This window comes from Streptomyces sp. NPDC042002 (assembly GCF_055588305.1).
On the sequence record NZ_JBVJCT010000002.1, the window covers coordinates 442,550 to 457,923 of the forward strand.

Sequence of the window (15,374 nt, forward strand, 5' to 3'; positions counted from 1 at the left end):
CGGAGACCCCTCCCCGCCCTCCCGTCCCTATCTCCCCCACCCACCCCCCCTCCCCCCCCCCTCCCCCCCCCCCCCCCACCGCGCCCCCACCCCCCCCCCCCCCCCCCCCCCACTTCGTGAGTGGGCGCTCGGCGCTCGTCCGCTGAGCCGGACGAGGCCGGCCCTTGGCCCGTAGGGGCCCTGTTTGGATCGGATCGGTGAGCCTCTCGGCGGTCGGGGTACTCGAAAGGTCCACATGGACGGCACATCAAAGAAGGGGCGTGCCATGCCTGCGGGGTCGAGCAGCAAACGCGAGCGGCAGTACGAGCATGTCAAGGAAAGCGCGCTGGAACGCGGTGAGTCCACGAGCAGGGCCAAGGAGATCGCGGCGCGAACGGTGAACAAGGAGCGGGCCAGAGCGGGCGAGTCGAAGACCGCGAGCAAGGCATCGCTCCGCGACCCCAAGTCGGCGTCTCAGCGCGGTGGTGAGCGTTCCCATTCCGGCGCCCAGGGACCCACCCGCGACCAGTTGTACGAAGAGGCCAAGAAGCGCGACGTCCACGGCCGCTCGTCCATGAGCAAACAGCAGCTGAAGGATGCGCTGGGCCGCTGAGAGAGGTCCCGCGCGGCCTTGTGCGGTAAGCCTCCGTGCGGCGGGGCCCGGCGCACGGAGGCACCGCACCTGCTGTGGGCAGAGCATGCGTCACGGGAAGGGCGCCGCCCAGCACTGCCGCGCGTTCGGGGCGGGCGGTCCATCCCGTGGTTCGGCGCCCGTGGTTCGGCGCGTGGCCGGTCCGCGGTCGACCCCGCAAGACGCGGACACGGCACCAGACGAGGGCGCGGCAAGGGCGCGGCCCTGTATGCCGGCCGTCGGCAGAGAGGAACGTGGATGCAGAGCGACGGACAGGACGACGGGCGCGATGAGTCGCCTCAGGAGCGAGCCGACCGCAAGTGGGGTGACCTGCTGCAGGAGATCCGTGTGGCGCAGACCGGCGTGCAGATCCTGTTCGGTTTTCTGCTGACAGTGGTGTTCACACCGACCTACCGGCAGCTCTCGGGGCCGGACCAAACGCTGTACATGGTCACCATCGTGCTCGGAGCCATGGCCACGGGAGCTTTGGTGGCTCCCGTGGCATTCCACCGGATCGTGTCAGGGCAGCGCATCAAACCAGAAGCTGTCATCTGGGCCTCCCGGCTGACCCTCCTCGGCCTCTCACTGCTGCTGTTCACCATGACCTCGTCCCTTCTGCTGGTGCTTCGCACGGCCACCCACGACGACGGGTACGTGCCATGGATCGTCGCGGGTGTCGCGGCGCTGTACATCCTGTGGTGGCTCGTGATCCCGATGGCACTCCGGATGCGCAACACGAGCGATAAGGACACCGGCGGAGGGGAGTGACCGGCACTCGGTACAGGACGCTCACGGCACGGGCGATGACGAGGAGCGATGGGAGAAGCGCGGGTACGCCCTCGTCGCGCCTCGTGAGTTTCGCGCATGGAGAGCGGCATCGTGCCCGTTGCCGAATTGCCCGTCCCGCTTGGGCTTACGGGGCGTAGGTGAGTGTGACGACGCCGGTCGCGCCCGGCGTTGCCGCGACGAACCGCAGCGAGCGCGGCAACGCGGTGTCGAAGAGCCGCTTTCCCGTGCCGACGACGACGGGGTGGACGCTGAGGTTCAGCTCGTCGATCAGGTTGTGCTGGAGCAGGGTCCGCATCAGCGTGAAGCTGCCGTACATGACGATATTGCCGCCGGGTTCCTGCTTGAGCTTCGCGACGGTCTGCGCCGCTTCACCGGTGAGGGCGGTGGCGTTCCAGGGCAACGGGCCGCTGAGCGTGTTCGTGACGACGGCCTTGGGAAGACCGTGCATCGCCTCGGCGTACGGTCCGGTGTTGTTCGACCAGGCCTTCTCGAGGATCTCGTAGGTAGCCCGCCCCAGCAGGAAGGTGTCGCTGGCCAACAGGGCGTCGGTGGCCCGCTGGCGAGCGGTGTCGTCGAAGTACTCCAGTGCCCAGCCGCCGCGTTCGGTCTCGCCGAACCCGCCCGGATCCTGGACCACGCCGTCGAGCGTGACGAATGCTCCAGCGATGAGCTTGCGCATGATGATCTCCGTCCTGGGGCCGGTGATTCCGGCTTTGTGGAATGAAGACCCGGGCCGGCTCCAAAAGGAATCGGCCCGCCCCCCCCGGGGCCGGCCGAGGGTTCGCGACAGTGCCTGATCGCGCCCACTCTCCTCCTGCACTCCGCCTGGCTCGAGGCGCATGAAGGGTGGGAGCGGCCTGGTGTACATAAAAACAGTTCGGGCTGTTGCCCGCTGACGAGGTCGACTCGCCGGCTGGCTTCGCGGCCTGGGTGACGAGGTTTGCTGCCGAGTCGGATGCCGTGTGAGGTCGACGCAGGCCCACCAGGTGAGTCGCGTCTGGCGATGGATCGTGGAGGACGGTCGGGTGCTGGGAGGGATCGCGCTGAGATGGAAGCTGACTGAGGATCAGGACATCGTGCCCATGGTCCTGGAGGGCCTGACCCGACCTGGGCCGCCAGACCATGGGGTCACCAGGCCGCCAACAGCGCGGCCGAGGTCGCCGTCCTCCTTGGCCCCGACCCGCGGCCGACCGGACACAGCCGCGGCCGCGGCGCGGGCATTGGTGGCGGTTCACCCGGGCAGTGACCGCCCCGCTGGTGTCACGCTCACCGATCTCGTCGCGGATGAAACCGCCACCGACCTTCGGAGATGACGTCCACTTTGTTGTCACTGACGCGAATTGCCGTGTCGTCGTCGATGAAATAGATCGGGAAGTCCGCCCGCTCGACGATGCGATCAGCCCAGGCGTCGTCCCGCTCCGGGAAATCCGGCGAGTACAGGTGCGGCTTCAGATACCAGTCGAAGAGACCGAACGGCGGCTCCACCGTCGTAGCGCCGAGCACGTGCAGGTCCGCGGCATCCCCGATGACGTCGGAGGAATGTTCGGTCAGATTCCGGCTGAAGATCATCGATCCGGCGCTCACCCCCACATAGACCCGGCTCTCCAGCGCTTCCAGGAAGCCCTCGGCCAGACCGTTGCCGGTGATGCTGCGCGCGAGATGGTAGTGACTGCCGCCCTCGACATAAATAACGTCGGCGTGCAACAGCCGGTCAAGCACCATCTGCCGAGGCAGGCCGTTCAGCTCCAGGATGTCGAACTCCCGCCAGCCGAGACCGTGCAGTCGGTTCATATCCGCGACGAGCCACCCGTGGTCACCGGGCTCGGCGGCGGATGCCGTGGGAACGTACACGATGTTCGCCGACTCGAACGGCTTTCCCAGCAGGTCCCGCAGTGCATCCCGCAGCGTCGCGTTACGCAGGCCGCTCGCCGTCAACAGAAGTTTCACCGGGCGAGCCAATCATGGCTGCCAGGCGCGCGCAATGCACCAGGGGGCCGCCACCGCCGTCATCCCTGCTGAACCAGGCTGCCGGCTCGGCCACCCGCTGCTACGGAACGCTACCCATGCCCGGACCAGCAACAGTTCGTAGCGTCGGCGGGCTGTCCCCAAGGACTGCTGCTACTTCTCGTGAACATCCACGGGTCTCAAGATCATCAACTGCTGTCCAAACAGGCAGACAAACGCTGCCACTTGAAGTGAACGAAGCCACCCGGGCGAACGTCGGGAGGGCAGATCGCGATTGTCCAGGCTCGGCTCAGCGCCAGGAACTACTGTCGCGAGCATGGTCGAACACGATGTCCTCCGTGTAACCCGCGAGGCCTACGACGATGTTGCCCCCGTCTATGCGCAGCGGTTCCGCGACGAGCTGCGTGAAAGTCCTTTGGACCGCGCGATCTTGAGTGTGTTCGCCGAGGCCGTAGGTGCCAGTGGGAACGGTCAGGTCGCGGATCTGGGGTGTGGACCTGGCCATATCACCGCTCACCTGGACGAGTTGGGGCTGGCGGCGTTCGGTGTCGATGCCTCTTCCGCGATGGTCGAGTTGGCTCGGCAGGCCTATCCGGGCCTGCGGTTCGACCTGGGCTCGATGGCCGCGTTGAACATCGCTGACGGCGCCCTGGGCGGCGTACTCTCCCGTTGGTCCATCATCCACACTCCGCCGCGAGAACTCCCCGTCATCTTGGCGGAGTTCCACCGCGTGCTGGCACCTGGCGGTCACCTTCTGGTCGGCTTCTGGGCCAACGAAGATCCGTCTCATCCGACGCAGGTCTTCGATCACGCAGTCGCGCCGGCCTATCGCTGGTCGCCTGATCACCTCTCAACGATGCTGCGCGAGGCAGGGCTGGCCGAAGTGGCCCGGATGGTTCGCGAGCCTCAGCCCACCGACCGACGGCAGTTCCAGGCGATTCATCTGCTCGCACGCAAAGCTCCGGCAGGGGCTGTCTGACGGAACGTATGGCCGCGTGGCCGCGTGAGATTCATGCAGGGTGTAGGCGGTGCGGAGTCAGGCGCACGGTGTGCTGGGTGGCTTCGGGCAGGGTGCAAGCTCTAGTTGGCCGCGGTCGACGCGGTGCTCGCCGCTCATGCCGACTGCTCGCCGCGCTGCCGCAAGGACGCCGAACTGCGACGAGAACTCCACCGCGATCAGCAACGTGCCGCACGCCTGGGCGGGCGCACCCGGCTCCGCCCGGAGCCCGCCGCGCGCAGCGGCCTGCCCCCAGGCAGGCCGACGCAGCGTCAACCGCCCCAGAAGCGCGGCCCATTGGAGCGCGCCGCGACCCGCAATTGCCCTCACTGCGACCGGCCGGTCACCATCGCCGCGTTGCTGGCCACCTCCGAGGCTGCCCGCCCGTCATTTCCGGCCGCATCCCTGACGTGGTCCCGATGCGCCGCTCCTGAACGCACCGGATGGCACGGGCCCGTCGGCCTCCTGCCGGCAGGCACCCACGGCCTGTCGGTCACATCGACAGTTTCTCCCACTTCGCCTCCACGCTCCAGGTCCGAGTGCCGCGCGCGAAGTCAGCGAACACGGCGACGACTTGCTCGAGGTCGGGGAGCACGCAGCGGTAGTGACGATCAGGCGAACCGTCACGGTGCTCGACTCCGAAGCCGCCCGACGCCGCACCGGCCCGCGACCCGGTCCCGACCTGGACATACCGGCCCTCGCTCCCCTCCAGGATCACGAACCAGTTCTCCGCCGACAGGCGCCGCACCGCCCGCTCAACGCTCTCGGTGTCCGGATCCTTCACCTGCAGGCCGACACACGACTGCAGCCGCAGCGCGGCCGGTCCCCGCAGGCCAGGCGGGACATGGACCACCCCGGCCTGGGGATCGAAGCAGACCAACCCGTGTTCACCGGCCAGTTCGACGACGCGCGGAGCCACCTCGGCCACACGGCCCCACCCCATCGGCATCAGCACGCATTCCGCGGAGACGTCCAGGCCGGCCGACCAAGGCGAATCTGGAGCCGGCGCCTCGGGAAACTCCACAATCAGGGACTCGTGGAACCTCGCCACGGCTGGGCTCCCGACAACCACTCCAGATACGCCCTCGCACAGCTGCCCGTGCTTCTGCACCGCCTCCGCGCGAGACGGACGCGTCTGCTCGAACCACACCGCAAGATCAAAACTCATGATGCCCCCACCCGCCGGAGCCCGCCCCCGATCGCCGGCGATCCTAAGCGGCACCACTGACAGCCCCAGGGTCACCTCCCGGAACGCGCTCTTCGCTCCCCACCCTCCCGACACCCTTCAAGATCCAGCAGAGTGGGGAGAAGAGCATCCTTGGGGAAAATTCGGGCCCTGGCCGCAGTTCCGTGAACGACGGGTGAGGTTGTCCGGTCACCCCAGCGATGCGCTCGCCGCACGCAGCTCGCCCAGGGCCGCCAGGGTGTACCGGGCGAGCCCGTCCTTGGCGTCACGGTCGTCCTCGGACCATTCGGCGTACCCCCGTTTGAAGGCGAGGACGCCCAGCTCGCCCGCGAGAGCCGCGGTCGGATCGGGTACGCCGCGGGCGGTCAGAGCGGTTGTCATCGAGGCCGCGAGGCTGACGCTTTTGAGGGCGTCACGCTCTTGAAGTTCGGCGCTGGCGGCAACGGCCGCCTTAAGGCGAGGGGCGAGCTCGCGATTCATGGGGTGCATCGCGCTCGCGGCGCGTTCGAGACCGGCAGCGACCGCCTCGATCGGGCTGGCGTCACCGGGCGCCTCGGCGATTCCCTCGGCCAGCAACAGGCTCAGCGTCTCCTGCCCGGCCACCAGCAGCTCGCGCTTACTGACTTCAGCTCGTCGGGGTGAATCTTCACGAAGTTCCTGATGGGTGTGGGTAGGTGACTGTATCCGTGGTGTGTGAGGTATGCGGATGGGGGCGGACTGACTCCGGCCGGACGTCAGCGTCGGGAGACGGTACGGATGCAGGCGGCTGAACTGTCCGAGCAGAGGATCAAGCCGTCGGAAGTCGCACGACGGCTGCGGGTGAGCGTGAAGTCGGCCTATCGGTGGCACGGTTTGTGGCGGGACGGCGGTGTTCAGGCACTGGCCTCCTGTGGTCCGAGCGGGAGCCGGTGCCGCCTGTCTCCGCGGTGTCTGGAGAAGCCGGCCGTGTTTCTGGAACAGGGTCCGGCCGCGCATGGCTGGGTGGAGGACCAGGTGTGGACGGCAGCGCGGGTGGCCACGCTGATCGGCAGGAAGTTCCACGTTTTCTACAGCGTCTCCGGGGCCACCAGGTTGATGCACCGGCTCGGCTTCAGCCCGCAGGTCCCGGCCCGGCGGGTCGCCACACGGTGACGAGCAGGCCGTCACCGTGTGGCGGGAGGTGACCTGGGCGGAGGTAAAGGGATCCGGGCGGCCTGCGGGGGCTACGTCTGCTTCGAGGACGAAGCCGGCTTCACCCGACGGCCGCCCCGAGGACGGACCTGGGGCCGACGCGGAGTGACTCCGGTCGTCACCATCAGCGGCCGGCGTTCGGGGCGGCTGTCGGTGGCCGGGCTGATCGCGATGCGCCCGGGTTCCCGGACCCGGCTGTGCCACCGTCTGCGCACCCACACCACTGGCAAAAGCACACGTCGCAGCATGGACGAGCGGGACTTCATCGAGCTGATCGACGGAGTCCACCAGCTGGTCAAGGCCCCGATCGTGCTCGTGTGGGACCGGCTGAACACTCACGTCTCCCGCAGGATGCGCGACCTCGTCGCCGAGCGTGAGTGGCTGACGGTGTTCCTGCTGCCTGCCTACTCACCCGGCCTGAACCCCGTCGAGTGGGTATGGGCCCACGTCAAACGAAGCCTGGCCAACCTCGCAGTCATGGCCCTGGACCGACTCGAAGTCCTCGTCCGCAACCGGCTCAAGCGCCTTCAGTACCGGCCCCACACCCTCGACGGCTTCATAACCGGCACCGGCCTGACCCTCGGCATACCAGCCTCACCCTGAAAAGCCGAAGTCAGTAGGGTAGGTCAGGGCGGTCAAGGGTGGGCGAATGCCCAGCGGCCGGGATCCAGGCCCAGGTCTGCTTCATGCCCCACCACGACCACCGGATCGAGGTCTACTACGCGGCTACCGGCCGCTACCTCGGCCCGGCGGGCCTGGCCGACCTGGCCATCGAGGAACAGGGGAGCGCCGTACGGCGGTCACGGGCAACCCGGGCCGTCCTGGACGGTGCAACTCACCTGCCAGGCGGTCCACGCGCCGTTGGAGGAGCGGACCCGGAACCAGTAGTTGCCGTCGCTGCCGATGGCCGCGATGGTGAAGTTCGAGAGACTGTCTTGCAGATGGCCGATGACGATCTGGCTCTTCACCCACCCGCCCATGGACACCCATCCGTTCCAGGAGCCGTCGGGGTAGCTCCAGTTCGTCCACACCGCGTGATCGGCACCGACGACGAACTCCTCCGTCGTCCCGTTGTCGAGTTTCGTGGACGAGACGCCGTACTCGCAGAAGTACTTCTGGCCCTTGTCCGTGCAGTAGGTCGCCGCCTGTGCCGGCGCCGCTGCGGCACCCACCCCCGCGAAGGCGGCCAGGGCCGCAACCGCTGTGAGGGCACTCTTAAATCTGCGCACGTACATGCTCCTTTGCCAAGTGGTGTGGTCGTGTCGAGGAAGGGGGAGAACCAGCGCCCCAGCACTCCTGACAAGTTGATCACGGGCATGAGGGGGAGGACCATGCAGATCTACCGGCAGAAGTAGCCCCCACTACCGGCAGAAGTGGCCCCGCCCCCTCGCCGCCCAAACCACGTCGGACCGCCCTGTTCCGCTCCAGCCCCGACCCGTTCCCGACGGCCTGCCCGCACGAGCCGCAGACCCTGCCGAGACTCTCTTCGCGGCCATCATCTACGTCCTGGTCAGCGGATGTGCCTGGCGCCAACTACCGCCCTGCTTCGGCTGGGTCAAGGCGACAGTCGACGTCAAGCCCGCCCCGCCCAAGCGCGCCACCGGCGTCGGGGACTACGACGTCGACATCAATGGCGAGGGCCTGGCCGACTACCTGGTGGTCGACGACAACGGCGCCACCCGCGCCTGGCTCAACACCGGTCCGGGCAAACACGGCCGGCTTCTCCAGACACCGCGGAGACAGGCGGCACCGGCTCCCGCTCGGACCACAGGAGGCCAGTGCCTGAACACCGCCGTCCCGCCACAAACCGTGCCACCGATAGGCCGACTTCACGCTCACCCGCAGCCGTCGTGCGACTTCCGACGACTTGATCCTCTGCTCGGACAGTTCAGCCGCCTGCATCCGTACCGTCTCCCGACGCTGACGTCCGGCCGGAGTCAGTCCGCCCCCATCCGCATACCTCACACACCACGGATACAGTCCCCACCCCGGCCGAGGCCATGAGACGCTGGTCGAGAGAGCTCGCTTACCGCTGATTCGCGACGACCAGTGGAATCCGCCTGGCGCCGTGCCCGCGCCTGTGCTCGGCCGTCAACGTCAGGTCCACCGGCGTGGTCACCGGGCCGTCCGCGCACAGCAACGCGTCGGTCAGCTCGAACAGCGTGTCCCCACGCGCGGTCAGGCAGTCGAAGAAGTCGTCCCGGAAGTGTGACCGCGACCGCGAACGCCTCCCGCCGGACGTCATGTTGCAGCAGACTCATTCCCCCGCGGCCTTCGTACTGGGCATGTGCCTCTTTGGTCGGAGCACAGAATCAGACGAAGGCCGTGTTCATGTCCCGGGAATCCCCGTACGGGCGATCACGTTCGAGGCCGTCATGGGATCAGCCCCGGACCGCTTGGACGTCCGGCGGACAGTGGAAGATAGGTGGTTACTGACTTCGGCTCGGCAGGGTGATCTTTCGCAAAGGTTCTGGTGAGGGCGGGTTGTTGGCCGTATCCAGTGGTGTGTGAGGTATGCGGATGGGGGCGGACTGACCGCTTGAACACCCACGTCTCCCGCAGGATGCGGCAGTTGATCACCGAGCGTGAGTGGCTGACGGTGTTCCTGCTGCCTGCCTGCTCGCCGGACCTGAACCCTGTCGAGGGCGTGTGGGCCCACGTCAAACGCAGCCTGGCCAACCTCGCCGTCGTCGTTCTCGACCGACTCGAAGTCCTCGTCCGCAACCGGCTCAAGCGCCTTCGGTACCGGCCCGACACCTTCAACGGCTTCATAGCCGGAACCGGCCTGGACCTCGACGCGTCAACGTCACCCTAACCAGCCGAAGTCAGTAACGCGATGCGCATGGGTCCTGGTTCCTTTCGTCGTGCTGTGCTGTGAGGGGCGTTCCGAGAACCGCAGAAAGGTGCAACGGGGGCTGCCCGACGGACCGGCGGCCCCGCAGGGCCGGGGGACTTCGCTCGTCGATGCGGGCTCCAGCCGTCCTGCGGCGCAGGGGAGTTCCGCGCGGCGCACGCCGGAGGCAGCTCGGGGCCGCGCGGTCAGCGAGCGGTGGGGGCACCCGTCCACACGGGAGGTGTCTCCCAGCCGGCCGGAGGCTGCCACTGCGCCCACTCCTGGTCCCACCAGGGCGTGTTCCGGTCGAGCAGTTCGGCGACCCGGTCACCTTCGGCGTGCACCGCGGCGGCCTGCTCGGGCGTGAAGCCGCCGGTGCGGGCGCGCTGCTCGAACTCGTCGACGTCCTTCCACCGGTACGGCCCTCCGTCGGCGGGGACCCACAGGTCGAGTTCGTGGTCCAGGGTGTCGAAACCCGCCGCGGTCCTGCGGTACGGGTCCTGGAAGTTGATGTACCACCCGGAGAACTCGCCGGTCGCCTCGTCCCGGAAGACCCAGACGGCGTAGGCGTCGCCGGGGCGCTGGAGCTGGAGGACGCCGCGGCTGCGCCAGTGGTCGGCCACGTCGTGCCAGGGGTGGGGACCCCAGGTGAAGTCCCCCTCACCGAAGGAGAGCCGGGTGCCGTGCGCCAGATGCACCGCGAGCAGATCGGATCGGTCGGCGACCACCCGGACCGGGTAGCTCAACCATGTCCGTCCGTCGAGGACTTCCCGGCGCAGGATGGTCGCGCCGGGTGCGAACCGGCCCGGCTCCGCGGTCCCGGCTTCGTTGTCGGTGGGCTCGGCTGCACGCAGCGCGCCCTCAGAATTGTTGCGCATTGAAGTATTGATCCTCGTATTAAACACGGATCCGGCATTGCGCGGACCCGAAATGCCCGCTTCGCTGGAGGGTCGAACTCGCCACGCAGTCCCTTATTCGTCGAAGCGGTCAACTGGTGCCGATCTGACCTTTATTGACGGTTAGTTAGCGGCGTGCGGATCGTAGACACAGCCGCGAGACGTTGGCAACTCTTCTGGAACGGCGCGTCGTTCGCCTGTCGGGCGATGCGTGATGCAGGCCACAATGACTCGATTTCGCCGATGTCTTGTCAAGATCACGCGGAGTGTGCAAGGTTGACGGAAGTTATCACGAACGTTTGCGCACTCCGGGGTCGGTGAAATTCCGAACCGGCGGTTACAGTCCGCGACCCGACCGCCTCCAGCGGCCGGTTGACCAGGTGAAATTCCTGGACCGACGGTGAAAGTCCGGAAGGGAGGCAGTGCGCGGCGAGCAGGGTCGTTCCCGATCTCTGTGGAAGTTCCGCACGTCCTCACGGGGACTGTGGCGTCCCGACGGGAAAGTGTCACGTGCCCTTGTGCTCGTCGCGTGTCCCAGGCCCCGGAAGTCCGCGCCGCCAGCGCGAGGAGAGACTTCGATGGGCCGATTGCCGGGCAGTGCCCCTGCCGGCGCGCAACCCCGCCCGACCGGTCGCAGCGCCGAGTTCCAGGCGTGTGGGGCCCGCTCAGCCGGCCTCGCGCCCCGACCTCGCTTCCACCGAACGCTAGGACCACGGGCATGACCACTACCGATTCGATGCCGTCTCCCACCGCCGAGGGCGTGCAGCCGCTCGATCCGATCGACCACGCGGTCGCGGAGATCGCCGCGGGCCGGGCGGTCGTTGTCGTCGACGACGAGAACCGCGAGAACGAGGGCGACATCGTCTTCGCAGCCGAGCTGGCCACCCCTGAGCTGGTCGCCTTCGCCATGACCGAGTGCCGGGGCCTGCTCTGCGCCCCGATGCCGGGAGGCGATCTGGACCGGCTGGAGCTGGATCAGATGGTTCCCCGCAACACCGAGAGCCACCGCACCGCCTTCACGGTCTCCGTCGACGCCGCCGTCGGCATCAGCACCGGGATCTCCGCCGCGGACCGGGCGCTGACCCTCCGTCTGCTGGCCGAACGGAAGAGTTCACCCGGCGACTTCGTGCGGCCCGGACACATCTTCCCGCTGCGGGCGCGTGACGGCGGCGTGCTGGTGCGGCCCGGTCACACCGAGGCCGGTGTGGATCTGTGCCGGCTCGCCGGGTTGCGCCCGGCAGCGGCCGTGTGCGAGATCGCCAACTCCGACGGCACCATGGCCCGGCTCCCGGAGCTGCGCGACTTCGCCGAGCGTCACGGACTTGCCCTGATCTCCGTCGCCGCCCTCATCGACCATCTGCGGCGGTCCGAGGGGTCGGCCCCCGTGTGCTCGGCCCAGCCGGGAGCGACCCTGGGCTGACCGACGGGGGAGTGCCACGAGGGAAGGACCACGGGCCCGGCAGGCCCGCAGATGTTTTGCAAAGAGCATTTGCCGGGCCTCTTTCCTGCGTGCCCCAAATTGCGAATCCTGATGAATTCACCAAGAATTCTCGTGGTATTTGACATTGCGCCGTTGGGCATTCAATACGCGAAAGCGACCACGAGTCGGGGGGAGGAACCGGCATGCTCGACAAGGGTGCCATGGAAATGCTCAGAGGAATTTGAGAAGAGGTACTCGGCATTTCGGTCGACGATGTCGAAGCCGATTTCTTCGACCTCGGCGGCGATTCGCTGCTGGCGCTGGCGATTTCCACCCGCGCTATCGAGTCCGGCCTCGCGATGCCGCGGTCCGCAGTTCTGCGCCGCAGCACGCTCCGCGAGCTTGCCGAGGCGGTCGAGGATCCCCAACTGTTCGAACGTGCCTGACCGATGGCTATCGTTGTCGTCTACGACCAGGGTGCGGCCTCGCCACGCGAGATCATCGGTCGGTTGGGCACATCGGAGCCCGTGGTGGTGGTGGTGCTCGCGGACTCCGGGCACGCCCGCCAGGTCCGCCCGCTCCTGGAGGAGAACTGCGCTGGTCCCGTACCGCTGGCCGACGGTGACGACGCCGTCGTCGCCCGTCTGCGCGCCGTTGGGGCCAAAGGCACCCTGACCTTCAGCGAACGCATGCTCACCGACACCGCGTTACTTGCGGAACGGCTCGATCTTCCGTTCAACTCCCCGGAAACCGTCAAGGGGTTGACCGACAAATCCGTTCAGCGGCGTCGGCTGCACGAGGCCGGCGTGGACGCCGTCCGCAGCGCGGTCGTCACCACCGCCGGACAATGGCCGGACGCACTGGCACAGGTGGGTCTGCCCGCCGTGGTCAAACCGGTGCGTGGCGAAGGCAGCCGGAACACGGTCCGGGTGACGGACCCCGACCGCGGCGCCGCCGTGATCGAGGAGTTCCTGCGCGCCGAACCGGCTCTGGTGGTCGAGGAGTTCCTCGAAGGGGGCCGACTGGGCCCCCTTCGGCGACTATGTCTCCGTGGAGAGCGCCGTCACACCTGATGGCACGCGTCACTTCGCGGTGACGGGCAAGCTGCCGCTGGCACCTCCCTTCCGGGAGTCGGGCCAGTTCTGGCCCGCGCCCCTGCCGCCGGAGCAGGAGGCCGAAGTAGTCGCCCTGGCCGATGGCGCAGTGCGCGCACGGGGTGTCACCCACGGCCTGGTCCACACCGAGATCAAGCTGACGCCCGCCGGGCCCCGCCCGATCGAGGTCAACGGAAGGCTCGGCGGGAACCAGGCCGACCTGGCCACACGTGCCGCAGGGCTCGATCTCGTCGCCCTGGCAGGCGAGTTGGCCCTGGGACGCAGCGTCCCGCTGCCCCCCGTACGTCCGGAGCGGTCCACTTCCAGTGCTACACACCCGGACCCACCTCCGGTACCGCACCGGCGACCTGGCGCGCCGACTGCCCGACGGGCGGCTGGCCTACCTGGGCCGCAACGACCAGCAGGTCAAGCTGCGCGGACAGCGGGTCGAACTCGGCGAGGTGGAGGCCGGCCTGAGGGCCGCTCCGCAGATCTCGGACGCCGCCGCGCTGGTCACCCGCGACGGCATCGGCAACGACCTGCTCACTGCCCTGGTCGTCCCGGCCGAGCCCGGTGAACTGGACGTGGCGGCCCTGCGCCGGCACGCCCGCACGACCATGCCGGCGCACCTGGTGCCCACCCGGTTCCACCGCGTCGGCGAACTGCCGCTGACCTCGTCCGGGAAACCCGACCGGCGTGCTCTCGCGGAGTGCGCGGCCGAGGCAGCCGTGCCGCGCGCACGCATCCTGGTCGTCGACCCCGTCGACAGCGGGGCGCTGTGAGCTGCACCGGCGCCACGACGTGACCGTGGCACTGCGCCCGCCCGCCGATGGGCTGGCGCAGTTCGTGCGTGACAAGGAGGTGATCGTGCTGCGCAGCGGCGTACGGCTCGACGCCGACGTCATCGCGGCGGCCGACCGGCTCAAGGTGATCGCCGGGGCCGGCTCCGGGGTCGACAACATCGACCTTGAGGCGGCCAGGAAGGCGGGCGTGACCGTCTTCAACGTCCCCGCGGCCTCTGCCCCGGCGGTCGCGGAGCCTGCCTTCGGGCTGATGCCGGCGGTCGGCAGGCACATCGCCCTCGCCGACCGTCAGGTCCGGTCCGGTATGTGGAACAAGGCCGCGCTGTCCGGAGCGGAGCCGGCGGGCAAGACCCTCGGACTTGTCGGCGTCGGCCGCATCGTCGGAGGGACGGGCCACTCGGGGCGGCGAACTGTGCCGCCTACTGCTGAACCACCCCGCCGCCGGCACGATCCTGCCGACGGCCCGCAACGGTGAGGAGCTCGAACGAGTCCACCCCAACCTGCTCGGCAGCGGGCGGAGGTTCCTCACGGTCGAGCAGCTCCGGGACCGCGCGGACGAGCTCGACGTGGTGTTCTTCTGCACCCCGTCCGGCGAGGCGATGCGATCCGCCCCGTACTTCCTGGAGCGCGGGATCAAGGCGGTTGACGTGAACGCCGGCTTCCGTCTCGTCGACGCCGGCCGCTACAAGGCGGTGTACGGCGTCACCGAGCTGTACCGCGAACAGATTGCCGCCGCGCGGTGGCCAACCCCGGCTGCTACGCCATCACCACCGTGCTCGGGCTGGCTCCGCTGCTGCGCTCCGGCCTCGCCGACCTCGACACCGCGATCCACCTTGCCGCGGTCAACGGCACTTCGGGGGCGGGCAACGAGCCGGTCACCGACGTGATGCACGCGGCGGCGTTCGCTTCGACGCTGCCGTACAGCCTGGAAGGGCACCGCCACGCCCCCGAGCTGGAGACCCATCTGACACCGCTGGCCGACCGTGATCCGTGCGTCGACATGACCACGGCCCACGGCAAGTTCGTCCGCGGCCTCTACATTCAGGCCAGCGTGCGCATTCGCGCCGACGCACGGACCGACGTCGACCCGGCGGCGCTGCTGGACCTCTACCGGGACCCCTACGCCGACGAGCACTTCGTACAGGTCGGCTCGCTTGCCAAGCAGGGGCGCCTCAACTCCAAGGAGTACGGGGTCTACCCGAGCCTGAACGCCGTCACAGGCTCCAGCTTCTGCCACAGAGGCGTGGACTACGACCCGGTCCGCGGCTTCGCCGAGGTGATCGCGGTGACCGACAACCCGGTCAAGGGCGCGGCCGGTTCCGCGATCCAGAACATGAACGTGATGTTCGGACTGGACGAGCGGGCCGGTCTGGTCCACTACGGCCTGGGAACGGGATACGGCTGATCTCCGGGCAGCGGCTGCGGCCCGGCGAGCGCTGGATCCACCCAGCCGGCTTCAAGTCGGCCCGGCGCTCGCCGGCACCGGCCGGATCGACGTCGAACTCGCCGACCTCGCCCGGCTGTCGGCGGCCGGGGCCCGGGTGGCGCTGCTCAGCCACCAGAGCGGCGCCAAGGACGGCACCAACCTGCCTTGAGCGCCTGCCTGATCGC

13 protein-coding genes, 8 pseudogenes and 1 riboswitch are annotated in these 15,374 nt (G+C 68.5%); of the genes and pseudogenes, 13 read left to right on the plus strand and 8 right to left on the minus strand.

What is annotated here, in order from left to right; genetic code table 11:
• The first annotated feature begins 265 nt into the window (after positions 1-265).
• Together ACZ6KY_RS04710 and ACZ6KY_RS04715 are read left to right on the plus strand one after the other, a co-directional pair.
• Entirely contained in the window at positions 266-592 is a 327-nt protein-coding gene (locus ACZ6KY_RS04710; protein ID WP_469308850.1) for a plasmid stabilization protein, read from the plus strand.
• A gap of 276 nt (positions 593-868) precedes the next feature.
• Complete coding sequence (locus ACZ6KY_RS04715; RefSeq protein WP_469308851.1) at positions 869-1,378, plus strand: DUF6328 family protein; 510 nt, start codon at positions 869-871, stop codon at positions 1,376-1,378.
• A gap of 145 nt (positions 1,379-1,523) precedes the next feature.
• Here ACZ6KY_RS04715 and ACZ6KY_RS04720 read toward each other — a convergent pair whose 3' ends face one another.
• Both ACZ6KY_RS04720 and ACZ6KY_RS04725 read right to left on the minus strand, forming a co-directional pair.
• Positions 1,524-2,078: a dihydrofolate reductase family protein gene (locus tag ACZ6KY_RS04720; RefSeq protein ID WP_469308852.1), complete on the minus strand. Its 555-nt coding sequence runs from the start codon at positions 2,076-2,078 to the stop codon at positions 1,524-1,526.
• A gap of 587 nt (positions 2,079-2,665) precedes the next feature.
• Positions 2,666-3,346, minus strand: a complete 681-nt coding sequence (locus ACZ6KY_RS04725) for a Type 1 glutamine amidotransferase-like domain-containing protein (RefSeq protein ID WP_469308853.1) — start codon at positions 3,344-3,346, stop codon at positions 2,666-2,668.
• 334 nt (positions 3,347-3,680) lie between these two features.
• On the opposite strand from ACZ6KY_RS04725, the gene ACZ6KY_RS04730 reads away from it, so the two are divergent.
• Positions 3,681-4,343 carry a class I SAM-dependent methyltransferase gene (locus ACZ6KY_RS04730; protein WP_469308854.1) on the plus strand — a complete coding sequence of 221 codons (663 nt, stop codon included), beginning with the start codon at positions 3,681-3,683 and terminating at the stop codon, positions 4,341-4,343.
• Between the two features lie 511 nt (positions 4,344-4,854).
• Here the strand turns inward: ACZ6KY_RS04730 and ACZ6KY_RS04735 are convergent.
• Together ACZ6KY_RS04735 and ACZ6KY_RS04740 are read right to left on the minus strand one after the other, a co-directional pair.
• Positions 4,855-5,604 carry a hypothetical protein gene (locus tag ACZ6KY_RS04735; protein ID WP_469308855.1) on the minus strand — a complete coding sequence of 250 codons (750 nt, stop codon included), beginning with the start codon at positions 5,602-5,604 and terminating at the stop codon, positions 4,855-4,857.
• A 132-nt stretch (positions 5,605-5,736) separates the two neighbouring features.
• A pseudogene (locus ACZ6KY_RS04740) lies at positions 5,737-6,165 on the minus strand (TetR family transcriptional regulator); the annotation flags it as partial.
• 75 nt (positions 6,166-6,240) lie between these two features.
• On the opposite strand from ACZ6KY_RS04740, the pseudogene ACZ6KY_RS04745 reads away from it, so the two are divergent.
• A pseudogene (locus ACZ6KY_RS04745) lies at positions 6,241-7,320 on the plus strand (IS630 family transposase).
• Between the two features lie 197 nt (positions 7,321-7,517).
• On the opposite strand, the gene ACZ6KY_RS04750 reads toward ACZ6KY_RS04745, so the two are convergent.
• A complete protein-coding gene (locus ACZ6KY_RS04750) occupies positions 7,518-7,946 on the minus strand; it encodes a DUF8189 domain-containing protein (RefSeq protein ID WP_469308856.1) in 429 nt (142 codons plus the stop codon).
• A 241-nt stretch (positions 7,947-8,187) separates the two neighbouring features.
• On the opposite strand from ACZ6KY_RS04750, the pseudogene ACZ6KY_RS04755 reads away from it, so the two are divergent.
• Positions 8,188-8,283 (plus strand): annotated as a pseudogene (locus ACZ6KY_RS04755) (IS5/IS1182 family transposase); the annotation flags it as partial.
• 102 nt (positions 8,284-8,385) lie between these two features.
• Here ACZ6KY_RS04755 and ACZ6KY_RS04760 read toward each other — a convergent pair.
• Together ACZ6KY_RS04760 and ACZ6KY_RS04765 are read right to left on the minus strand one after the other, a co-directional pair.
• Positions 8,386-8,682: pseudogene (locus tag ACZ6KY_RS04760) on the minus strand (helix-turn-helix domain-containing protein); the annotation flags it as partial.
• Positions 8,683-8,779: 97 nt separating this feature from the next.
• A pseudogene (locus ACZ6KY_RS04765) lies at positions 8,780-8,978 on the minus strand (NF041680 family putative transposase); the annotation flags it as partial.
• Between the two features lie 272 nt (positions 8,979-9,250).
• Here ACZ6KY_RS04765 and ACZ6KY_RS04770 point away from each other — a divergent pair.
• A pseudogene (locus tag ACZ6KY_RS04770) lies at positions 9,251-9,532 on the plus strand (transposase); the annotation flags it as partial.
• Positions 9,533-9,756: 224 nt separating this feature from the next.
• Here the strand turns inward: ACZ6KY_RS04770 and ACZ6KY_RS04775 are convergent.
• Positions 9,757-10,428 carry a ribonuclease FAU-1 family protein gene (locus tag ACZ6KY_RS04775; RefSeq protein ID WP_469308857.1) on the minus strand — a complete coding sequence of 224 codons (672 nt, stop codon included), beginning with the start codon at positions 10,426-10,428 and terminating at the stop codon, positions 9,757-9,759.
• 317 nt (positions 10,429-10,745) lie between these two features.
• Positions 10,746-10,876: riboswitch (FMN riboswitch) on the plus strand.
• A gap of 288 nt (positions 10,877-11,164) precedes the next feature.
• Between ACZ6KY_RS04775 and ribB the strand changes: the two are divergent.
• The 7 genes and pseudogenes from ribB to ACZ6KY_RS04810 form a co-directional block, all read left to right on the plus strand.
• Positions 11,165-11,818 (plus strand): annotated as a pseudogene (gene ribB / locus ACZ6KY_RS04780) (3,4-dihydroxy-2-butanone-4-phosphate synthase); the annotation flags it as partial.
• Between the two features lie 308 nt (positions 11,819-12,126).
• The gene (locus ACZ6KY_RS04785) at positions 12,127-12,312 is read left to right on the plus strand and encodes a phosphopantetheine-binding protein (protein ID WP_469308979.1); all 186 of its coding nucleotides are present in this window, start codon (positions 12,127-12,129) and stop codon (positions 12,310-12,312) included.
• A gap of 3 nt (positions 12,313-12,315) precedes the next feature.
• The gene (locus ACZ6KY_RS04790; RefSeq protein WP_469308858.1) at positions 12,316-12,939 is read left to right on the plus strand and encodes an ATP-grasp domain-containing protein; all 624 of its coding nucleotides are present in this window, start codon (positions 12,316-12,318) and stop codon (positions 12,937-12,939) included.
• Between the two features lie 347 nt (positions 12,940-13,286).
• Positions 13,287-13,742 (plus strand): AMP-binding enzyme, encoded by a 456-nt coding sequence (locus ACZ6KY_RS04795; protein ID WP_469308859.1) that lies wholly within the window; start codon positions 13,287-13,289, stop codon positions 13,740-13,742.
• A gap of 25 nt (positions 13,743-13,767) precedes the next feature.
• Complete coding sequence (locus tag ACZ6KY_RS04800; protein WP_469308860.1) at positions 13,768-14,238, plus strand: NAD(P)-dependent oxidoreductase; 471 nt, start codon at positions 13,768-13,770, stop codon at positions 14,236-14,238.
• A pseudogene (locus tag ACZ6KY_RS04805) lies at positions 14,123-14,437 on the plus strand (N-acetyl-gamma-glutamyl-phosphate reductase); the annotation flags it as partial. The gene ACZ6KY_RS04800 and the pseudogene ACZ6KY_RS04805, both read left to right, overlap by 116 nt.
• Positions 14,438-14,502: 65 nt before the next feature.
• Entirely contained in the window at positions 14,503-15,168 is a 666-nt protein-coding gene (locus ACZ6KY_RS04810; protein ID WP_469308861.1) for an Asd/ArgC dimerization domain-containing protein, read from the plus strand.
• Positions 15,169-15,374 lie beyond the last annotated feature (206 nt).